This window comes from Syntrophotalea carbinolica DSM 2380, from assembly GCF_000012885.1.
Taxonomy (GTDB): domain Bacteria; phylum Desulfobacterota; class Desulfuromonadia; order Desulfuromonadales; family Syntrophotaleaceae; genus Syntrophotalea; species Syntrophotalea carbinolica.
In genome coordinates, this window is the sequence record NC_007498.2 from 1967811 (window position 1) to 1988770 (window position 20960).

A 20960-nucleotide genomic window follows, 5' to 3' on the forward strand; every position below is an offset into this window, starting at 1 on the left:
TGTATAATGGCGGGGCTGACGGGACTCGAACCCGCGACCTCCGGCGTGACAGGCCGGCGTTGTAACCGACTCTACTACAGCCCCCGATTTTGTGCATTAAAATAGGAAACGTTCGTAGCCCGAAGACAAATGGACAATTTTCAGACACGTTTGTTTCCCGCTTTAATCTTCAATCAGTTTGTGGCAACCCTATTAGTTAACAGAGTCTTTCAGTGCCTTGCCAGGCTTGAACTTAGGAACCTTAGCGGCAGGGATATTCATCTTTTCGCCGGTTTGAGGATTCTGCCCTACACGAGCAGCTCGTTCACCGACGCTGAAGGTGCCAAATCCGACCAGCGCTACTTTTTCTCCGGCTTTCAGAGCTTCAGTAATAACATCGGTAAATGCCTTGATGGCTTTTTCGGTTTCGGCTTTGCTAAGCCCTGCTTTCTCAGCCATTGCATTGACAAGATCGGCTTTGGTCACAATATACCTCCACTTTTGATTGAAAGATTTGGTGCCGCTGAAAGTGCGATACTTATATCAGAACTCGAAAAAGAGTGTCAAGCAATTATTTGCACTTTTCCACTAATGACATACGGGGCCATCGGTGCCGAGACTCTGGTCTTTTACGGTTGAAGTCGACGCCAATGGCGAAGACATTTTAAGCCCCTGTTCGAGAACCTCATCCATATGAGATACCGGCAAAACCTCGAGAGCTGAAAGAATAGTTTCAGGCACGTCTTCAAGGTTCTTTTTGTTCTCCGCCGGTATGAGGACACGGGTGATCCCTGCCCTTTTGGCGGCAAGAAGCTTCTCTTTAAGGCCGCCGATGGGCAGGACTCTGCCTCTCAAGGTAATTTCGCCGGTCATGGCAAGATTGCGATCGACTTCACGCCCGGTCAAAGCCGACGCAAGCGCAGTAGCCATCGTTATACCTGCGGAAGGCCCGTCTTTGGGAATGGCACCTTCAGGCACATGAATATGTATGTCGATTTTATGATAAAAATCTTTTTCCAGTTGTAGCTCTTCCCAGCGAGATCGGATATAACTCAGGGCCGCCTTGGCGGATTCCTGCATGACTTCACCCAATTTACCGGTAACCGTAAGCTTGCCGTGTCCAGGCAGGATACTGGTTTCTATAGTGAGAAGCTCTCCTCCCACTTCAGTCCAGGCCAACCCGGTAGCCATGCCGACGCAGCTGTCTTCTTCCTTGATTCCATGCTCGTAGCGCGGAACCCCCAGAAACTCCTTAACAGCATCGGCGTCGAGGTTAAATTCCACCTTTTTACCTTTGGAAAGAACCACTTGCCGGGCAACCTTACGGCAGATATTCGCAATTTCGCGTTCAAGGTTACGTACCCCTGCTTCACGCGTATAACTACGAATAATGGCATAGATAGCACTATCCTGGAAATTCAGCCCCTTGGCGTTGAGCCCATGGGCCTTAATCTGTTTTTCAACAAGATATTTTTGGGCGATATTGACCTTTTCGTCCTCGGTGTAACCCTCGATGCGGATGACTTCCATGCGATCGAGCAGCGGCCGCGCGATGCTGTGCATGCTATTGGCAGTGGCGATAAACATAACGTCGGACAGATCGTATTCGACCTCCATGTAATGATCGCCGAAGGTACCGTTCTGCTCCGGATCGAGAACTTCAAGCAACGCCGAAGAGGGATCCCCCCTGAAATCGCTGCTCACCTTATCGATTTCATCAAGTAGAAACACCGGGTTTTTCACTGCAACCTTGCGCATATTCTGCACAATCTTGCCGGGCATGGCACCGATATAAGTCCGCCTATGGCCGCGGATTTCGGCTTCATCCCGCAAACCGCCAAGACTGATGCGCGCGAATTTGCGACCCAGGGCACGGGCAATGGATTTCCCCAGAGACGTTTTGCCGACCCCGGGCGGGCCGACAAGGCAAAGAATCGGGCCCTTGATTTTTTTGACCAGAGCCTGAACGGCAAGATATTCCAGGATCCGCTCTTTAACCTTCTCGAGCCCGTAATGGTCGGCTTCGAGAATTTTCTCAGCGTAAACCATGTCGCGACGATCCCGGGTTTTCTTTTTCCAGGGGACAGACGCCAACCAGTCCACGTAATTCCTGACCACCGTGGCCTCAGCGGAGGTCGGCGACATCATGCGCAGTTTGCGCAGCTCCGCCATAGCACGTTCCTGCGCATCTTTGGTCATGGAAGCTTGCTGAATCCGGTCCTCGAGTTCTTTCAACTCGATTTTGAATTCGTCGCTTTCGCCAAGCTCTTTCTGGATGGCCCGCATTTGCTCGTTAAGATAGTACTCTTTTTGGCTGCGTTCCATCTGCCCCTTGACCCGTGAACGGATTTTTTTCTCGATTTCGAGAATCTCGACTTCACGGGCAAGTAGGGTGATAAGACGTTCCAGACGTTCAATGGGGTCTACCAGAGCCAAAAGCTCCTGTTTTTCGTCCACCCGCAAACTCAAGTGAGCAGCCACCGTATCGGATAAACGTCCCGGAGCCTGGGTGGCGGAAACCGAAGCGGCAACCTCAGCGGGGATCTTCTTGCTCAGGGAAACATAGGTCTCGAAAAGCTCACAAACGCTGCGAAGCAACGCTTCAAGTTCGGCATTTTCGACCACCTCGGCATCCGAGAGTTCGGTAAATTCTACCCGAATGCACTCGTCCGCCGATGCCCAATGATCTATCCGACCGCGGCTTTGGCCCTCGACAAGCACCTTGAGGGTTCCATCCGGCAATTTAAGCAGTTGGACGATATTAGCGAGGGTTCCGATTTCATAAACATCATCGAGGGAGGGCTCGTCTACCTGAGGATCCTCCTGGGTAGCTAAAAAGATGAGTTTTTCACCTTCCATGGCCTCTTCCAGAGCGCGAATGGATTTGTCGCGCGCAACAAAAAGGGGCGTTACCATGAAAGGGAAAATGACAATATCGCGCAAAGGCAGCAACGGTACTCCGTTGCTGCCTGTGTTAGTTTCCTGCATAGTCATTATGATTCAATACTTCCCGGCAATCGGACCATGCTCGATCTAGGCCGATTCCGCACAGTCATAGACAATTATAGGTTTACCCTGCTGACGAATGACGTCCTCATTGATGACAACTTCCTTAACGCGGTCCTGAGAAGGAATGTCATACATGACGTCCAGCATGGCATTTTCGATGATTGACCGTAAACCGCGAGCCCCGGTCTTGCGCTTCAAAGCCTCTGCGGCGACAGCAACCAAGGCACCGTCAGTGAACTTAAGATGAACCTTTTCCATTTCGAAAAGCTTCTGGTATTGTTTAACCAAAGCATTTTTAGGCTCTTTAAGAATGCGCACCAGCGATTCTTCGTCCAGCTCTTCAAGGGTCGCCACCACAGGCAAACGTCCGACAAATTCAGGAATAAGACCGAACCGGATAAGATCCATCGGCTCTGTCCTGGCAAGAATTTCTCCGACACCTTCTTCCTTTTTTTCCTTGATCTCTGCGCCAAACCCCAAAGCCTTGGTTCCGCTACGCTGTTTGATAACGCTCTCGAGACCGGAAAAGGCTCCACCGCATATAAAAAGAATATTGGTCGTGTCAACTTTGAGAAACTCTTGTTGCGGATGCTTCCGACCGCCTTTCGGCGGAACACTTGCCGTTGTACCTTCAATAATCTTCAAAAGCGCCTGCTGAACACCCTCCCCGGAAACATCCCGGGTAATGGACGGCGAATCGGACTTTCTGGCGATTTTATCGACCTCATCGATATAGATGATACCGCGCTGAGCTTTTTCCAGATCATAATCGGCGGCCTGCAGAAGACTGAGAATGATATTCTCCACGTCTTCTCCCACATAGCCGGCTTCGGTCAGGTTGGTCGCATCGGCAATGGCAAAAGGCACGTTCAAGAGTTTTGCCAGGGTTTGTGCCAACAGGGTTTTGCCGCTGCCGGTCGGACCAAGCATGAGAATATTGCTTTTCTGAATCTCGATGTCATCTCCGTCCTGAACCATTTCAACACGTTTGTAATGGTTATAGACGGCAACGGAGAGAATCTTTTTGGCCTTCTCCTGCCCAATGACATACTCGTCAAGAGCGTCTTTGATTTCCGATGGACGGGGCAGGCGTTTGGGCCCGCTTTCCGCATCATCCTCCAGTTTCGCTTCCTCGGCAATTATGTCCTTGCACAACTCAATGCATTCATCGCAAATATAAACTTCAGGACCCGCAATGAGCTTTTTGACATCGTCCTGCCCCTTGCCGCAGAAAGAGCATGTCAGATATCCGGACTTTCCATCATGATCGCTCACAAAAATCCTCCGTGCTAAAAAGCTTAGACTTTCCTTTTAACGATATCGTCAACAATACCATACTTTTTAGCTTCCTCGCTACCCATGAAGAAATCTCGTTCGGTATCGGTAGCGATTTTCTCTAAAGTCTGCCCGGTGTGCGAAGCCAATACACCGTTGAGCGTTTCACGCAGACGAAGAATTTCCTGGGCATGAATATTGATATCCGTCGCCTGCCCCTGGAAACCACCCCAGGGCTGGTGAATCATGATACGGGCGTGAGGCAGTGCAAAACGTTTCCCCTCACCCCCGGCAGCCAGCAATACGGCACCCATGCTAGCGGCTTGCCCAACGCAGAGCGTGGACACCGGACAGCGCACATATTGCATAGTATCGTAAATGGCCATCCCCGCTGTCACCACTCCGCCGGGCGAGTTGATGTAGAGAAAAATCTCCTTTTCAGGATCCTCGGACTCAAGAAACAGCATTTGAGCAATGATCAGATTGGCAACCTGATCATCAACGGCTCCGCCCAAAAAGATAATGCGGTCCTTGAGCAGGCGCGAAAAAATATCGTAAGCTCGTTCGCCTCTGCCAGTTTGCTCAACAACCATGGGGATAAGACTCATAAGATCACTCCTCCGTCATTTTGGCATTTTCAAGAGCTTCCTTGTCGACCATTTCGATCTTGGCTTTTCCTGTCAGGAAGGCCACGACTTTTTCTTCAGCCATCTGAGAAACCAGTCCGCGGCGGCTTTCGTCGTTGCTGTAATAATTCATGACAGCTTCTTTGGGAGCGCCACTGGTCTCTACGATTTCCTCGAGTTTATCTTTGATTTCGTCTTCTTCGACCTTGAGGTTTTCCTGCAGTGCGATCGCTTCCAGAATCAGGCTCGCCTTGACTTGCTTGGCGGCAACCTCGCGATAAATCTGCCTGAAGGATTCGGCGTTGATGCCCATATCCTCAAGGCGCATGCCCTGGGCCTGCATCCGATTCTGCAGGTTTTTCAGCATGTAGTCGATCTGCGAATCGATCATACCCTCCGGCACTTCAAACTCATTGGCTTCAATCAGGGCATCGGTCATACGCTCGCGAAAATCCTTCTCGATGCGATCGCGCTCCTGCCCTTCAATGGACTCACGAATCTTGATTTTAAGATCCTCGACAGATTCCAGCCCGGCTTCCTTGGCGAATTCTTCGTCCAACGCCGGCAACACACGTTCTTTGATCTGATTCAGGCGAACCTTGAACACGGCAGGCTTACCGGCCAGTTCCTCGTTGCCATAATCTTCGGGGAAGGCAACCTCGATATCTTTATCCTGCCCACATTCCATCCCGACAACCTGGTCTTCGAAACCAGGGATAAAGCTATTGGAACCGAGTTCGAGTTCGTGCCCTTCAGCTTTGCCACCGGCAAACGCTTCGCCATCTACAAAACCTTCAAAATCGATGACGGCAATATCTCCCGCCTGGGCCACTTCACGCTCGGACACTTCCACCTTGGCCCGGCTTTTAAGCATATCCTGCAGACGATCCTCGACATCCTGGTCTTCAACGGCAAAATTTTCCTTTTTAAGGTCAAGACCTATATAGTCTTTTGCCTCCACGTCGGGACGAACTTCCACTTCGGCCTCGTAGGTAAAGGCCTGACCGGGCTTCAATGGACCGTTATCTACAACTTCCGGTGCGGAAACGGCATTAATTTTTTCGTCTACAAGGGCTTTAAAAAAGGTCTCATTCACCAACCGTTCAAAAACCTGCCCTTCAACGTGTCCGGCGTACTGACGCTCAAGAACGCTCCGAGGCACTTTACCTTTGCGGAACCCGGGAATCTTGGCGGTTTTGGACAACTTTTTGTATTCGTTGCTGAACTCGGTATCAACAGCTTCGACAGAAATTTCAAAAGACAGCTTCTTTTTAATGCTGCTGATATCTTCAACTTTAACGTTCATTGATTGTCACCTCACTGAAAATAAGACTTATTGTAATTTATAAGTGCCGGACATCTGACGCAAAGTCGCACAGCGACATGTGCGATTCCCGCCCCGCTAGATTCATATAGGGGGCGGTTCCGGAGTGAATGGTGCGAGAGGGGGGAGTCGAACCCCCACGGTTGCCCGCTGGATCCTAAATCCAGTGCGTCTGCCAATTCCGCCACTCTCGCAATAAAGGATAAGTACAGTTATGCCGCAAAGCCGACCGCCCTACAGAGGTCAACTTAATATATATGCGGTCATTAAAACAAAAAGCCCGTCAGTCGTCAACCGGGCCGGAAACCTATCAAGGTTCGGCGCCATGGTCTACGGTAGACGGGCGTAGTAGATAAATGGGGTGAGTGAAGGGGTTCGAACCCTCGACAACTGGAGCCACAATCCAGTGCTCTACCAACTGAGCTACACCCACCATGAAAGCGGCGGCATTTTACTTAACCGTCACATTGTTTGTCAATCTTTTTTTCCGTTCCAACCCTGGCTTAAGGCCCCGCCGTTTCCTTAGATCCAGCCTGGCGGAAATCCAACTCTTTTGTCACCACATCACGTGGCGCCACGATCAGAGGACAGGAATATATCCAACGAAGTCCGGCAAGTCAACAAAAAACATACAGACAAATCGACCCGTCAGCTCACCTTTGTTGCACCGCCCCCCTACACGCCCCGCAAACGCCCAGATAAACGGCTTTGCCGACCCCGGATCCGCACAACCTTCTTATCATCCGTACAAGCCAAACCGCGAAGGCAGAGGGACACCTGGAAGAACCATTCTCATTTAAAAATTCAGCAGCATCTGCGGCAGCGACAACCCGGCCTGGCGAAACACGACCTTAAACAGGAGAATTTCCTTGATAATATCGGTACCGGTTCCTATAATTCACCATTTACAGCTAACCCATGGGTAGGAAACGGGATGTCCTTTTTCATAAGCCTTGAAGGCATTGAAGGAAGCGGAAAAACTACGCAGATCAAACGCTTGGCCGACCGGCTTGAAAGCCTGGGCCATGCGGTACTGATCACGCGCGAACCCGGCGGCTGCCCTATCGCGGATCAGATCCGACAGATTCTGCTTCATCCCGATAACGGCCACCTGGACCCGAAAGCCGAATTGCTTCTATACGCCGCGGCACGTGCACAACATGTGGCCGAGGTTATTCGCCCTGCCCTGGACCAAGGCAAGATCGTTCTGTGCGACCGTTATTGCGATGCAACACTCGCCTATCAGGGGTACGCCCGTGGCCTGGATCTGCCTATGGTCAAACAGCTCAACGAGCTGGCCGCCGGGAATTGCCGGCCTCACTTGACTTTGTTGCTGGACATGCCCCACGACCGTGGCCTGCTACGTGCCCGCAGCCGGAATGCCCTGGGCGCAGGACCTGAAGAAGGACGCTTCGAGCAGGAATCCCTGGCTTTTCACAACAAAGTGCGCCAGGGTTATCTCGACCTGGCCCGCCAGGAACCGCAGCGCATCAAAGTTGTCGATGCCAATGGTACTCTCGACGAGGTGTGCCACCGTATCTGGCTCACAACCTCCAACGCGCTCAACCTCCCGGGGGGAATGTAATGTTTTCCCGAGTGCTTGGGCATCAAAGACAAAAAGACCTGCTGGAAAAGGCGGTATCCTCCAAACGCCTGCCCCACGCCTACCTTTTCGAAGGGCCCGAAGGTATCGGCAAACGCCTGGTCGCACTGGCACTGACCAAGATACTGTTTTGCGCCAACGGCAACAGTTGTGGAGATTGTCCCGCCTGCCACAAAGTTGACCATCACAATCATCCGGACCTGCATCAGCTCGGTCCGGATGGTAGCTCTATCAAGATAGAACAGATACGGGCGCTTCAAAAAGAGCTCTCTTACCGTCCCCTTGAAGCCCCCTATAAAGTAAGCATTATCGATGGCGCGGAAAAAATGAACCCGGCAGCTGCCAATGCTTTACTGAAAACCCTCGAAGAGCCGCGAAGTCAGACCCTGTTGATCCTTCTCACGCCGGCTCCCGACGCTGTCCTGCCAACCATTCGGTCGCGCTGTCAGCGACTGCCGTTCTCCCGCATCCCTCGGGAGCGCCTGCAGGAAGTGTTGGTCGAACAGTTGAATATTGAAGATGCCCAAGCGCACATTCTCGCCACCTTATCCGAGGGCAGCTTCAAAAAGGCCCTGGGGAAGGACAGGGAGTTGTATCTGCAACGCCGGAAGGAACTGCTGAAGAACCTGACCGCTCTGAGTTCGGGAAGCATCATCCCCCTGTTAAACCTGGCGCAGAAATTCGCCGAGGAAAAAGACCTGCTGTTCGACATCCTGGAGATCATCCAGGCTTTCTATAGGGATCTGCTGCTACTCCAGCATGGTCGCCCCATGGATGATCTGGTCAATGTCGACATGCTTGAAACCCTGCAATCCGTATCCCGCAGGGAAAACGTTTCATCTTTGCTGGGTAAACTCGATGCCCTCATGACTTCACGGCGACACCTTGAAAGAAATGTCAACCGCCAACTGGCTATGGAAGTCCTGCTGTTGCGGCTTGTCGCCTGATCTTCATACAACCTTATCGACACGCTTCGCCAGGCGAAGCGGTGTCGCTTACTCAATTTGACAGGATTTATGACTAGAATCGTTTCCATAAAATTCCGAACGGCCGGAAAACACTATCATTTCAATGCCGGCGACCTCGAACTGAAGTCCGGACAGTCGGTCATCGTCGAAACCGACCGGGGCCGCGCTCTGGGTACCGTTGTCGCCCCTCCCAAGGAAGTCCAGAAGGACAAGCTACCGGAAAATCTGAAAAATGTTCTTCGTACAACCTCGGAAGAGGATATTGCCTTGGCCGAAAGATCCGCCGCCAGGGAGAAAGAAGCTTTTCGCTTCTGTCTTGAGCGCATCAAAACCCGTCAGATGGAAATGAAACTGGTACGGGCCGAATATCTTTATGATGGCTCCAAGATCATTTTCTACTTTACGGCCGATGGCAGAGTCGACTTTCGCGAACTGGTCAAAGATCTGGCGCACTATTTTCACACCCGCATTGAAATGCGTCAGATAGGCGTCCGCGACGAGGCGAAACTCATCGGTGGCATCGGCATCTGCGGCCGCGCCTTATGCTGCTGCACTTTTCTGACGGACTTCGTTCCGGTATCCGTGAAGATGGCCAAGGAACAGGGACTGGCCCTCAATCCCAACAAGATTTCCGGACAGTGCGGGCGTCTGTTGTGCTGTCTGAATTACGAATACAAAACCTATCTGTCCCTCAAACAGCGCATGCCTAAATGTGGGCGACAGGTCAGCGTGGAGGGCAAGGAAGGTGAAATCGTAGGTCAGAATGTTCTCGACCAGACGGTTACCGTCAAACTTGAAGAAAACCAGAAAATCGAAGTTCCACTCGATAAAGTACAGGTTTCCCAAGGCCCGGCCAGGGAAAAGTCCGGCAAGGACGCTCCCCAGGCCAAACCACGCTCAAGAGGCCCTCAACGCCCGCGCCGAGGTGCCCAGAAGAAAGAGTCTGCCGCGACGGGCAAGAGGGAAGAGGACAAAGGCAAACAGCCCACGCAAGGCAAAACCGCGTCGAAACGTCGCGGCCAGAAGTCGGCCCAGCGGGAAACACCTGCTCAGACCGAAGGTACGCAGAGTGCCCGTAAAAGACCGAGAAGAAAAAGTCGTTCCAAAAATCGCCCAACTAAAAATACGCCTCCAGGAGACAAGCAATGAGCAACCGCTTTTATGTAACCACGCCCATCTATTACGTAAACGACGTGCCTCACATCGGTCATGCCTATACCACCGTCGCCTGCGATATGCTGGCTCGTTACAAAAGAGCACAGGGGCAGGAGGTCTTTTTTCTGACCGGCACCGATGAACACGGTCAAAAAGTTGAAAAGGCGGCCCAGGCAAAGGGGGAAACCCCTCTGGAACTGGCCGACCGGGTGGTCAAGCGCTATCAAGCCCTGTGGGAGAAGCTCAACATCTCTCATACCGACTTCATCCGGACCTCGCAGGAACGCCACAAAAAAGGGGTCTGTGATCTCTTTGAAAAGCTGCATGCAACCGGCGATATCTATCTCGGCGAGTACGAGGACTGGTATTGCACCCCCTGCGAGACGTTCTGGACAGAAACGCAGCTTATGGATGGATGCTGCCCCGACTGCGGACGCCCGACAGACAAGCTCAAGGAAGAATCCTACTTCTTTCGCATGAGCAAATACCAGGATCAGCTTTTAAAGCATATTGAAGAGAATCCGGACTTCATCCAACCGAGATCGCGCCGCAACGAGATCCTCAACTTTGTTCGCGAAGGTTTGCGCGATCTCTCCATCTCGCGCACATCGTTCTCATGGGGCATCCCCGTCCCCGGCAATGAACGCCACGTTATCTACGTATGGTTCGATGCTCTGACCAACTACATTACCGCCCTCGGATACCCCGACGACCCCGAAGGCCATTATAAAAATTTCTGGCCGGCCAATGTTCACATCATCGGCAAGGACATTTTGCGTTTCCATACCGTTTACTGGCCGACGTTCCTGTTGGCCGCCGGGCTGCCGCTGCCCGCCAAGGTTTTCGCCCACGGATGGTGGACCGTCGAAGGCCAGAAAATGAGCAAAAGTCTGCAGAATGTTGTCGAGCCCAACATGCTGGTTGATAAATACGGTGTCGATGCCATCCGTTACTTTCTGCTGCGCGAAGTCCCGTTCGGCCTGGATGGCGACTTTTCCCATGCGGCGCTGGTCCACCGCATCAACTCGGACCTCGCAAACGACCTCGGCAATCTGGTCAGTCGTTCCACCGCTATGCTGAACAAATACTTTGGCGGCATCCTGCCTGAACCGAAGGACCGTCGGCCCGAAGATGAACCTTTCATTGCAGCTTTTGCGGATACCGTCCGGAAGGTTGATATCTTTATGGACGACCTGGCATTCAACAAAGCCCTGCAGACCATCTGGGAACTGATCGGACTCGGCAACAAATATATCGATGACACCGCCCCCTGGGCATTGGCCAAAGATCCCTCGCAGCAAGATCGTCTCGGAACGGTGTTGTACAACCTGCTCGATTCCCTGCGTCTTGTCGCACAGTTGATCGCCCCGGTTATGCCCGATACTTCCGATAAGATTCTGGCACTTCTCAACAGCAAACCGGATTCGCTGACAGCGATGGGCGACGACTGCTGGGGCGGGCTCGAACCCGGCTCCGAAATCGCCAAGGCCAAACCGCTGTTCCCACGCATCGAAATGGAAGCATGATCACCGTCTGACTCATTATCCCAATCAAGGGGCGCGCCTGCGCCCCTTGGTTTTTGGAGCAAAACCCCATGAGCGTAACACAACCGCCACTTATCGATACCCATGCGCACCTCGATAGCCGCCAGTATGACCAGGATCGGCAGGACGTCATTCAACGTGCTCTGCAATCGGGCATAACACATATGATCACCATCGGATGCGACCTCGCCAGCTCGCGCGCCAGCGTGGAACTGGCACGGCAGCATGCCAACGTTTATGCCGCGGTCGGTATCCACCCGCATGATGCCGCAGAACTCAATGAAAGCGCCCTTGAGAACCTCAAAAATCTGGCAGACCGTAACCCCAAGGTCGTAGCCATCGGTGAAATCGGGCTGGATTATTACCGGGACCGCTGCCCCAGAGACATTCAGGTCGAAGCGTTTCGTCAACAAATCCGCCTGGCACGCAGCCTCGGTCGTCCCATCATCGTTCACGACCGGGACGCCCACCAGGATGTCCTGGATATTATGCGCGAGGAAAAAGCCGCGGAAGTAGGCGGTGTACTGCATTGTTTCAGCGGCGATCTGGCCATGGCCCACGAGTGTATGGATATGGGGTTCTATCTATCCTTCCCCGGCACCATCACGTATCCGAAAAACCAGGCACTGCGCGATGTCCTCCAGGCCGTACCCACCGACCGTTTGCTGATCGAAACCGACTGCCCCTACCTGGCTCCGCAAGCATTGCGAGGCAAACGCAACGAACCGGCCCTGCTGCGCCATACCGCGGAAGAAATGGCACGCATCAAAGGTCTGACCGTGGAAGATATCGCCCGAGTCACCAACCTCAATGTCTATCAACTGTTCGGTATCGGCAGCGTCGATCTGGCCACGAAAATCGCTTACAGGATCCGCAATTCCCTTTATCTGAACATTACCAACCGATGCAGCAATGCCTGTGTCTTTTGCGCGAAATTTCGCGATTTTGCTGTAAAGGGCCACCAACTGAAACTTGACCACGAACCTTCCGTCGAAGAAATCAAGCAGGCGATCGGCGATCCCCGCAACTATGAAGAAATCGTTTTTTGCGGATACGGCGAACCCTTGTTGCGTCTCGACGTCATTCGTGAAATCGGCACCTGGCTGCACCGACAAGGAGTCCCGGTACGTATCAACACCGATGGCCAGGCCAATCTCGTGTACGGACGCAACATCCTGCCCGAGCTCGGTACCTTTGTCGACGCCATCTCCATATCCCTGAATGCAGCCGACGCCGCCACCTATCAGAAAATATGTCAATCCTGTTTCGGAGAAGACGGCTATCAGGCCGTCAAGGATTTTATAAAGGAAGCCAAATTCCATATTCCTTCGGTGACCGCGAGTGTCGTAGCGATGCCGGGAATCGACGTCGAGGCCTGCCGACACATTGTCGAACAGGAGCTCAAGGTGAACTTTCGCGTTCGACCCTACAATGAGGTCGGTTAACCCGGCAGACACCAAACATCATAAAGACGCCCATAAAAAACCTGCTTGTTTCCAAGCAGGTTTTTTGTGCCATATCCCATGTCCGACGGCTCATTCTGTGGTGAAATAGATTTTTGACACCTTACATCAGCAATACTTCAGCGATCCAACCCGCCACAATACCGTTCGAAGATATCGGCTCCCTCCGTAATGGTCAGAATACGGATACCCATGCCCCCTTTTTTGGCAACACGAATCAAATTCGCCGGTACTTTGCGAGCCCATTGAACCTGACCTTGCACCGATACGATACCCTGCCCAGGAAGCGTCAATTCAAGGCACAAAGATGTACCGGGCCGCAACGGCTGCGCCGTTTTTAAAAAAATACCTTCCCGATGAACATCTTCAGTGAACGCAATACGAACGGGCTTCTCTTCACCGTACCGCACCTGGATACGCCGGCGTGCACGCGTCTTTATGCGTCGGTCGCTCATCCCCATGACCACTCCTTTTCAGCCCCTTGCACCATCATCCCCATATAAAAAATCTATCAACACGTTAATTCTATGTAAAAATTAACCTAACATTAGAAACAACGCAACCTTTTAGATCCCATACAACAATGGGCATACCCCGGTTACTGATTAAAATTCAATTATACTGTAACAGCCCCCGGATTTTCCGCTAAAATGAAGAGGTAAGTTCAATATGCGAATTAAGGTTCTTACTCATCAAAAAAGGACATGACGGCATGAAAGGCTTACTTATCAAAGACAAAACTCATTGGTGCGACTCATGGTCGGCACAGATGGCAACCTGCCTGGAAATCCTCGATTCTACCTACAACTTGCTGATTTTCCATGAACGTCACACGGCAGAAGAAATCCTTGCTCAGATGGATAACGCTCCGGAGCACATTTACCAGATCATCGACATTGAAAAAGGTCATGAAGACAACTGCGATATCGTCAGCGATGCCGGCACCTATTACCGTATCAGCACATCGCAGCAAACATGAAACCGGGTAAATGATTTACAACATCCTTCTACCCCTGATAGCTTTTTCAAATGGGCCAATGTTTCTTGCGAAACCTGCGGTTCCTGCCACAGGCAGCCGACGCTTCGATGTGATAAACCTTCCCCGGATGTTCCGGAAGCCGCAGCTCAGGCAAAAAATCCAACACCAGCGTAAATAAATGGCGCGTTGCTCAAAAGGACAAAACAACGCGCCAAAACAGGAAACAGAAAGCAATGGCACCGGCCGATATATTTCGATAAAGCCGCTAATGCTTCACGTCACGCCCTTTCATGGGCAACACCTTGGCCGAAGCATGTTCCCGCTTTTCCCTTTCAGCGAGAACGCCGTTCGGGTCCTGTAATACACGATTGAACTCTTCGAACTGTTCCCAGAACATGCCCATCATGGCGTTCATGCGAACGACGGGGTCGCGGTAACGTTTCAACCGCATCTCCACCTGGAACTGGATACCATAAGCGCGCTGCCGATATTTTTCCGGCAAATTTTCGATCATCTCATGAATCATGTCGTGCCGCTTTTTTTCAAAGGCTTCCGGGTCGGTCTGATATAAACCAACCATTTCAAGGACCTGGCTTTTCTCTTCGTTAGAATTCATATCGCCACCTCCCTTTACTTCATATTAACAGTCCCTTCCCGATAGGCAAGAAAAGCGAGGAATTCCCGGTCATTGAAGCTGTTTGCAGCCTTCCCGTCATTCTTTGAGTTGAACAATATTAACCTCCGCATCCAATCGATCCCACAGGTGACTGACATCTCCACATTGAAGGGTTATGGAAGAAAGGGTTTGGGTAAACTGCTCCCCGGTCCAGGCCGGTAACCGGCCGATATGTCGTCTTGCCTGTTCAATCAATGGGATCAACGGATTATCAACCAAATAAAGCCGACGACGTTGCCGATTACTGCCGTAAAAATTAACCATCAAATATGTCTGTTGCTCAAGGGCGCGTAAGAGTTGTCGATCACGGTCGTTATGATAATCCAGCCAGCATATATAGAGATACCGAACCAGTTGCCCGATACCCAACATCATGCCGATGGCGGCACAGTTTTTTTGAAGAAACAATCCACCACGAATCTGCGGTTTGGACTCACCGAAATAGTCGATGGTATTCGTCCGGTCCAACACCCGAAGAGTTGCAGTGGATGAAGATTGAGCATCGGACGTAAAACCCATTTCTCCGAATGCGTAATGGGCCAGAGACTTCCCGGCTGTTGCAGGTACCACAAATACCCCCTTTCGCCCGGAATCGACGATGTTCTTTTCTCCATGCATAATCTTGCCGCCTGAGCGCCCTTCCCATATACTGGCCACGGCAACCATTTATACTCTTCAACTCTATCCTCTAATCCCAAGACTGGAAAGTCGCGACATGAATAATTTTACCTATTACAATCCGGTTCGTATTGTCTTTGGTCGTGGTTCCATTGCCCAGTTACAGCAACTCGTACCCACCAACCCCAAAATATTGCTGGTTTACGGTGGCGGTTCCATCAAACATAATGGCGTCTACGAGCAGGTCCAGGCTGCCTTGAATGACCATGATGTGATTGAGTTTGCCGGCATCGAACCCAACCCTCTTTATGAGACCTGCATCAAAGCAGCCGATCTGGTAAAACAGGAAGGAGTCGGATTTTTGCTCGCCGTAGGCGGTGGGTCGGTGATGGATGCAACTAAATTCATCGCCGCCGCTGCCGCTTACACCGGTGCCGATCCCTGGGATATGGTTTTGAAAAAAGCTCCTGTCACCGACGCTTTACCCCTTGGCTGCGTGGTAACCCTACCGGCGACCGGTTCTGAAACCAACATCAATGCCGTCATTTCAAGGGCATCGACCGCTGAAAAAATCCCTTTTAAAAGTCCATTGCTTTATCCGCAATTTTCCATACTCGACCCCGACACCACCTTCTCACTGCCCCAGCGCCAACTGGCCAACGGTATCGTCGATACCTTCGTTCATGTTTGCGAACAGTACCTGACTTACGATGTTCATGCACACCTGCAGGATCGCCAGGCCGAAGCCATCCTCCTTACCCTGATTCAGGAGGCACCCAAGCTGTTCGGTCCCGATGACGACTATGACGTTCGGGCCAATCTGATGTGGTGCGCAACGCAGGCGCTGAACCACAATCTTGCCTGCGGCGTACCAATGGACTGGTCTACCCATGCCATCGGTCATGAATTGACAGCGGCCTGCGGTATTGACCACGCCAGGGCACTGGCCATCGTCATGCCGGCCCTGCTAGATCATCAACGGGTTCCCAAGGCTGACAAACTACTGAAATTTGCCCACCGGATATGGGGCATAACATGCACCGACACGAATGCGGCCATTGACACCGCCTTACAATGTACCAGGAAATTTTTCCAGGACCTCGGCATGCCGACCCGCCTGAGCGACGCCCACATTCCCTCTACCGTTATAGCCAAAATCGCCAACCGCCTCGGACAACGATGTCCGCATATCGGGGAGCACCAAAATCTGGACACAAAAGCTATCCGTGCTATTCTCGAGGCGACTATTTAGCCGAATAAATACAGGATGCCACCGGATGCGGTGATTGCATCACCGCCACAAAAAAAGGTCGGAACCCTTATCATGGGCTCCGACCTTCGGATATCCGCAAATAAACTTACGCGTCACATATCTTAAAGCTGAATCGCTTTAATCTCCAGAAACTCTTCAAGTCCGTATTTCCCCATCTCACGGCCATAGCCGGATTGACGGTAGCCGCCAAAAGGCGCCTCGGTATTATACGGCGCACCATTGATATCTACCTGTCCGGCACGCAGCCGACGAGCCACAGACATGGCTCGTTCCGCATCCGCCGACCAAACCCCCGCAGCGAGACCATAGGGCGTGGCATTGGCCAGGGCTACCGCTTCCTCATCTGTCTTATAGGTCATGATTGATAAGACTGGGCCAAAAATCTCTTCTTGAGCGATGGTCATTTTCGGCGTTACGCGGCCGAAAACCGTAGGTTGAACATAATAGCCACGATCCAGTCCGGCCGGTGCCTCGGTGCCGCCGAGGAGCAGCATGGCACCTTCCTGAATACCACCGCGGATATATTCCGTAACTCTCTCATATTGACGTTTGGAAACCAAAGGACCGAGTCGCGTATTCTGGTCCATAGGATCCCCCGAAACGAATTTTCTGGCAACATTAACAGCCAACTCTGCAGCCTCTTCATAGAGCTCCTCGGGAACCAGCATTCGAGTCCAGGCACTGCAGGTCTGCCCGGAATTGAGAAAACAGGCCTTAACCGTACCTTTGACCGCTTCGGGCAGATCTGCATCATCGAGAATAACGGAGGGGGATTTCCCTCCCAACTCCAAAGCAACGCGCTTGACCCCTTCCGCTGCCAATTCGGCAACCCTTTTGCCGGCACGGGTGGATCCCGTGAACGAAATCAGATCTACGTCGGCATGCCCCGCAAGGTGCTCGCCAACCACCGGCCCCGCCCCGCTGACCAGATTGAAAACCCCGGGCGGTAGACCTACCTGCGCTATAACATCCGCAAGCAGGAATGCATTCAAGGGGGTCACCTCACTCGGTTTGAGAACCACGGGGCAACCGGCAACAAGGGCCGGCGCCACTTTCGCAATAATCTGATGCAGAGGATAATTCCAAGGCGTAATGGCCGCCACAACCCCCGCAGGCTCTTTAACAATGAGGGAATGGCCTATGCGTTCCTCAAAAGAAAAACTTCTTGCGTGGTTGACGAAAGATTCAAGGGTAGCCAGCGGCAAACCGACCTGGATCATCTTTGTAAGTTTAAACGGCATGCCGAGTTCGGCCGTAATCACCTGGCTCATTTCCTCCGCGCGATGTTTAAGTTCGACGTGAATTTTTTCCAGCCAATTCGCGCGTTCTGCCACCGGCGTAGTGGACCATTGTTCAAAAGCATTTCGCGCGGCCCTGACCGCGGCGTCAGCATCCGCAACGGAAGCGGCCGGAACAGTCCCGATCGTTTCTTCAGTTGCAGGATTGACTACTTCAAAAACCCCATCACCGGACGCAGGTATCCACTGACCGTTAATGTATAATTCATTCCTTTTCAGCATCGCTTGCCTCCTGTTTTCTTTTCGGAAATTGGTGCAACTATACCAAATAGCCTCCCACCCATGAAGCCCTGCACGAACATTTCCCGGGGAACTCCACTTCGCGACACTAAAATGCGTTTTCTTGACAGGAATCAAGGGCCGTTGATTTGGCTTATGAGAGAGTAAAGCCATTCAGAAAACACACCTCCAACAATCAGCAACGGGAGATTTATGATGAAAAGAAATATCATTCATATCGATGAGGAAAAATGTAATGGCTGCGGCCATTGTGTACCTGCCTGTGCGGAGGGTGCCATTCAGATTATCGATGGTAAGGCCCGTCTTGTCGCAGACAATCTGTGCGATGGACTCGGCGCCTGCCTCGGCCATTGCCCGCAGGATGCCATTCATATCGAAGTCCGTGAAGCTGATGAATTTGATGAATCCGCAGTAGAGAAAAAAACGGCAAACCCCGACAACAGGAAAACTCCTCAAGCTCATGGAAACGGCCATGGCGGTTGCCCTTCTGCGAGGCTTATGTCATTTGACAAGCCACAGACACCCCCTGTCTTAAGCCCTGAAACGCAGACTTCTGCTCTGGGTAATTGGCCGGTACAACTCAAGTTGATACCCGTGACTGCACCCTTTTTGAAAGAAGCCGATCTGTTACTGGCAGCGGATTGCGCCCCCTTTGCCTATGCCGACTTCCACCGGGAACTGTTGGCCGACAAGGTTTTGCTCATCGGCTGCCCCAAATTGGATGATGCCACGGAGTACCAGCAAAAGCTTGCCGCCATCCTGACAGAAAACAATATCCGGTCCATTACCGTTGCCTACATGGAAGTGCCCTGCTGTTCAGGTCTTGTGAGTCTGGCTCAACAAGCTTTGAACGATAGCGGATCGGATCTCGACCTGCAAAAGGTTTGTATCGGTATCCGGGGAGAACGTCGCTGAACCCAACTTGGTTGCTTTAGAGAATCCAGGCAGGTCCTTAGTAAAAGGGCCTGCCTGGGGTCACCATTGTTTATTCCTGCATCAAAATCGCCGTTTATTCCTCCTGTTGTTTTGGCCTGAAGGCAGTCCGTCCGGATCTTTCAATAACAGATAAACATTTAATAACACAAGAAGTTCTAGCACATAACCTTTCATCAAATAAGCACCTTTCAGATTCGGCAGGCCCCCTCATTGACTCCGACAGCATTGGTGGTATGAGTAAAAGTAAAGGCACTCAAAAGTCCCGATAAAACCAAACCTGTCGCAAGACAGGGACGGAAAGCAACGGATCTTCGAACCAGAAGATGGCCGAGCTGCCGAAGGATAATTCATTTCGGTATGCTCGGTCTTTTTGTTTGCTTTATAAAACCAGGTCATTTGTGGATGTGGGATTTCTCCCCTCAATGAGTCTGAGACAAGGATAATAGGGTAGAAATTGTGTTTAAGGCGTCATGAAGAATGCGGGGGTATCCAAATTTTAAGAAGGGAGGATAAACCTTGAAAATTATAAGGGATAGCTATTATGGATCAGCAATCTATCTTCTCTTTAAATGGGCGGCTGTAAAAAATGCTGAAAACTTTGACAGACGACATATTGAAGCACTTCAAACGGCGCGCCTGAAACGATTGTTAAAACATACTTTAACCCATTCAAATTTTTACAAAGATTTTTATAAATCCCATGGAATAACATTGGACCATATTGCGACTGTAAATCTTTCGGATTTACCCATCATGACGAAAAAAATCATGATGGATAATTTTGACAGTGTGGTGTGCGATTCCCGTTTAAAAAGAAAAGAACTCGAAAAATTTGTCGCAAACCCGATAAATCACGGCAAAAAATTTCAAGGACGATTCCAGGTGGTTCACTCTTCGGGGTCCAGTGGAACGCTGGGAATATTTATATACGGTCCAAAAGACTGGACCACCCTGAAAGCATTAACCCTTTCGAGAGCCACTAAGACAAAGATCAATCCGCTGCGAAAACAGAAACTTGCGTTTATTGGCGTGGTGGATGGTCATTATGCCGGAATCAGCCTGGCCCAGGCGGCGCCGCCATTCCTTTTTGATTTATTACCGCTTGATATTAACTCGCCACTGGAGAAGGCACTGGCCAGATTGAATGCATTTCAGCCGGATTTCCTTGGTGGATATGCCTCCGGGGTAGGCCTTTTGGCACAGGCCCAAACAGAAGGCAAACTTGACATCCACCCGAAAGGAATTATGTGTTCTGCCGACCCACTCACTCCACGGATAAGTAAAGCTATAAAGCAAGCCTTTGGCATTGACCCCGTCAACCTGTATGCAGCCTCCGAATCGATCGGGATCGCGGCACAGTGCAGCGCCCAACATAATATGCATGTCTTCGATGATTGGCATTGCATCGAGGTTTTGGATAACAATCTCAATCCCACCAAAAACGGAGAATTCGGCAATCTTGTACTGACCAATCTCTACAACTACACGCAACCACTTATACGCTATCAGATGAACGACGAACTCGCCCTCGACGAAAGACCCTGCGGCTGCAAATGGCCGTTTCCGACCATTAAAGAAATCGCTGGCAGAGAAGAAGATTTTCTTTGGTTTCAAAGAGCTGATGACAATCTGGATTTTATCCATCCCGTAGTTTTCGTCGAATTCATGGTGCCGGGACTTGTCGGCATGCAGGTCGTCCAGACAGACCGAAACAGACTGCTGATTAAAGCAATCATAAGCGGTGACGAAAAAGATACGATCACTCTTATCCGAAATAGAATGGACGCTATTTTGCGAAGGAAGCAATTGGATAACATGGTTGTTTTTGACGTCGAATTGGTGAGTGAGATTGGCAATGATCCCAAAACCGGTAAATATAAACTTATTATCCCGCTCAAGGATAAGTCCGCCGACAGCATGGATGGATTGGGTTGAAATAAGAAGCGCCGACGGGATTCAGGCAAAATCGACAGCTGCTTTTATCAGAAAAACCT

18 protein-coding genes, 3 tRNA genes and 1 riboswitch are annotated in these 20960 nt (G+C 51.3%); of the genes, 9 read left to right on the forward strand and 12 right to left on the reverse strand.

The genetic code is table 11. From position 1 onward, the window contains the following. Window positions 1-7: 7 nt before the first annotated feature. From PCAR_RS09400 to PCAR_RS09435, 8 genes are all read right to left on the reverse strand, one after another. A tRNA-Asp gene (locus PCAR_RS09400) sits at window positions 8-84 on the reverse strand. 108 nt (window positions 85-192) lie between these two features. Then, window positions 193-465 (reverse strand): HU family DNA-binding protein, encoded by a 273-nt coding sequence (locus tag PCAR_RS09405; RefSeq protein WP_011341420.1) that lies wholly within the window; start codon window positions 463-465, stop codon window positions 193-195. Window positions 466-567: 102 nt separating this feature from the next. Continuing rightward, complete coding sequence (gene lon, locus PCAR_RS09410; RefSeq protein WP_011341421.1) at window positions 568-2973, reverse strand: endopeptidase La; 2406 nt, start codon at window positions 2971-2973, stop codon at window positions 568-570. Between the two features lie 39 nt (window positions 2974-3012). Further along, entirely contained in the window at window positions 3013-4263 is a 1251-nt protein-coding gene (gene clpX / locus PCAR_RS09415; protein ID WP_011341422.1) for an ATP-dependent Clp protease ATP-binding subunit ClpX, read from the reverse strand. Between the two features lie 23 nt (window positions 4264-4286). Next, window positions 4287-4871, reverse strand: coding sequence for an ATP-dependent Clp endopeptidase proteolytic subunit ClpP (clpP, locus tag PCAR_RS09420; RefSeq protein WP_011341423.1), 585 nt, complete (start codon window positions 4869-4871; stop codon window positions 4287-4289). A 4-nt stretch (window positions 4872-4875) separates the two neighbouring features. Continuing rightward, window positions 4876-6195 carry a trigger factor gene (gene tig, locus PCAR_RS09425; RefSeq protein WP_011341424.1) on the reverse strand — a complete coding sequence of 440 codons (1320 nt, stop codon included), beginning with the start codon at window positions 6193-6195 and terminating at the stop codon, window positions 4876-4878. Window positions 6196-6324: 129 nt separating this feature from the next. Further along, a tRNA-Leu gene (locus PCAR_RS09430) sits at window positions 6325-6407 on the reverse strand. Window positions 6408-6570: 163 nt separating this feature from the next. Further along, a tRNA-His gene (locus tag PCAR_RS09435) sits at window positions 6571-6646 on the reverse strand. Between the two features lie 501 nt (window positions 6647-7147). Between PCAR_RS09435 and tmk the strand changes: the two genes are divergently transcribed. From tmk to PCAR_RS09460, 5 genes are all read left to right on the forward strand, one after another. Continuing rightward, window positions 7148-7798 carry a dTMP kinase gene (tmk, locus tag PCAR_RS09440; RefSeq protein WP_011341425.1) on the forward strand — a complete coding sequence of 217 codons (651 nt, stop codon included), beginning with the start codon at window positions 7148-7150 and terminating at the stop codon, window positions 7796-7798. Then, a complete protein-coding gene (holB, locus tag PCAR_RS09445; protein WP_011341426.1) occupies window positions 7798-8763 on the forward strand; it encodes a DNA polymerase III subunit delta' in 966 nt (321 codons plus the stop codon). Before tmk ends, holB begins: the two co-directional genes overlap by 1 nt. Window positions 8764-8832: 69 nt before the next feature. Continuing rightward, window positions 8833-9933 (forward strand): PSP1 domain-containing protein, encoded by a 1101-nt coding sequence (locus tag PCAR_RS09450; RefSeq protein ID WP_011341427.1) that lies wholly within the window; start codon window positions 8833-8835, stop codon window positions 9931-9933. Beyond that, on the forward strand, window positions 9930-11465 hold the full coding sequence (gene metG, locus PCAR_RS09455; protein WP_011341428.1) for a methionine--tRNA ligase: 1536 nt from the start codon (window positions 9930-9932) through the stop codon (window positions 11463-11465). Before PCAR_RS09450 ends, metG begins: the two co-directional genes overlap by 4 nt. Window positions 11466-11533: 68 nt before the next feature. Continuing rightward, window positions 11534-12928, forward strand: coding sequence for a TatD family hydrolase (locus PCAR_RS09460; RefSeq protein WP_011341429.1), 1395 nt, complete (start codon window positions 11534-11536; stop codon window positions 12926-12928). A gap of 137 nt (window positions 12929-13065) precedes the next feature. Here PCAR_RS09460 and PCAR_RS09465 read toward each other — a convergent pair whose 3' ends face one another. Further along, a complete protein-coding gene (locus tag PCAR_RS09465) occupies window positions 13066-13401 on the reverse strand; it encodes a PilZ domain-containing protein (protein ID WP_011341430.1) in 336 nt (111 codons plus the stop codon). Between the two features lie 257 nt (window positions 13402-13658). On the opposite strand from PCAR_RS09465, the gene PCAR_RS09470 reads away from it, so the two are divergent. Beyond that, the gene (locus PCAR_RS09470) at window positions 13659-13925 is read left to right on the forward strand and encodes a hypothetical protein (protein WP_011341431.1); all 267 of its coding nucleotides are present in this window, start codon (window positions 13659-13661) and stop codon (window positions 13923-13925) included. 265 nt (window positions 13926-14190) lie between these two features. Here PCAR_RS09470 and PCAR_RS17845 read toward each other — a convergent pair whose 3' ends face one another. Together PCAR_RS17845 and PCAR_RS09480 are read right to left on the reverse strand one after the other, a co-directional pair. After that, a complete protein-coding gene (locus PCAR_RS17845) occupies window positions 14191-14541 on the reverse strand; it encodes a DUF3135 domain-containing protein (RefSeq protein WP_011341432.1) in 351 nt (116 codons plus the stop codon). A 96-nt stretch (window positions 14542-14637) separates the two neighbouring features. Next, window positions 14638-15171 (reverse strand): hypothetical protein, encoded by a 534-nt coding sequence (locus tag PCAR_RS09480; protein ID WP_011341433.1) that lies wholly within the window; start codon window positions 15169-15171, stop codon window positions 14638-14640. Window positions 15172-15316: 145 nt separating this feature from the next. Between PCAR_RS09480 and PCAR_RS09485 the strand changes: the two genes are divergently transcribed. Continuing rightward, the gene (locus PCAR_RS09485) at window positions 15317-16471 is read left to right on the forward strand and encodes an iron-containing alcohol dehydrogenase (RefSeq protein WP_011341434.1); all 1155 of its coding nucleotides are present in this window, start codon (window positions 15317-15319) and stop codon (window positions 16469-16471) included. Between the two features lie 122 nt (window positions 16472-16593). Here PCAR_RS09485 and PCAR_RS09490 read toward each other — a convergent pair whose 3' ends face one another. Further along, the gene (locus PCAR_RS09490) at window positions 16594-18012 is read right to left on the reverse strand and encodes an aldehyde dehydrogenase family protein (RefSeq protein ID WP_011341435.1); all 1419 of its coding nucleotides are present in this window, start codon (window positions 18010-18012) and stop codon (window positions 16594-16596) included. Window positions 18013-18225: 213 nt separating this feature from the next. Between PCAR_RS09490 and PCAR_RS09495 the strand changes: the two genes are divergently transcribed. Continuing rightward, window positions 18226-18945 (forward strand): 4Fe-4S binding protein, encoded by a 720-nt coding sequence (locus PCAR_RS09495; protein ID WP_041531328.1) that lies wholly within the window; start codon window positions 18226-18228, stop codon window positions 18943-18945. A gap of 281 nt (window positions 18946-19226) precedes the next feature. Next, window positions 19227-19306, forward strand: a riboswitch (cyclic di-GMP riboswitch). 176 nt (window positions 19307-19482) lie between these two features. Next, on the forward strand, window positions 19483-20901 hold the full coding sequence (locus PCAR_RS09500) for a phenylacetate--CoA ligase family protein (protein WP_011341437.1): 1419 nt from the start codon (window positions 19483-19485) through the stop codon (window positions 20899-20901). Window positions 20902-20960: the final 59 nt, after the last annotated feature.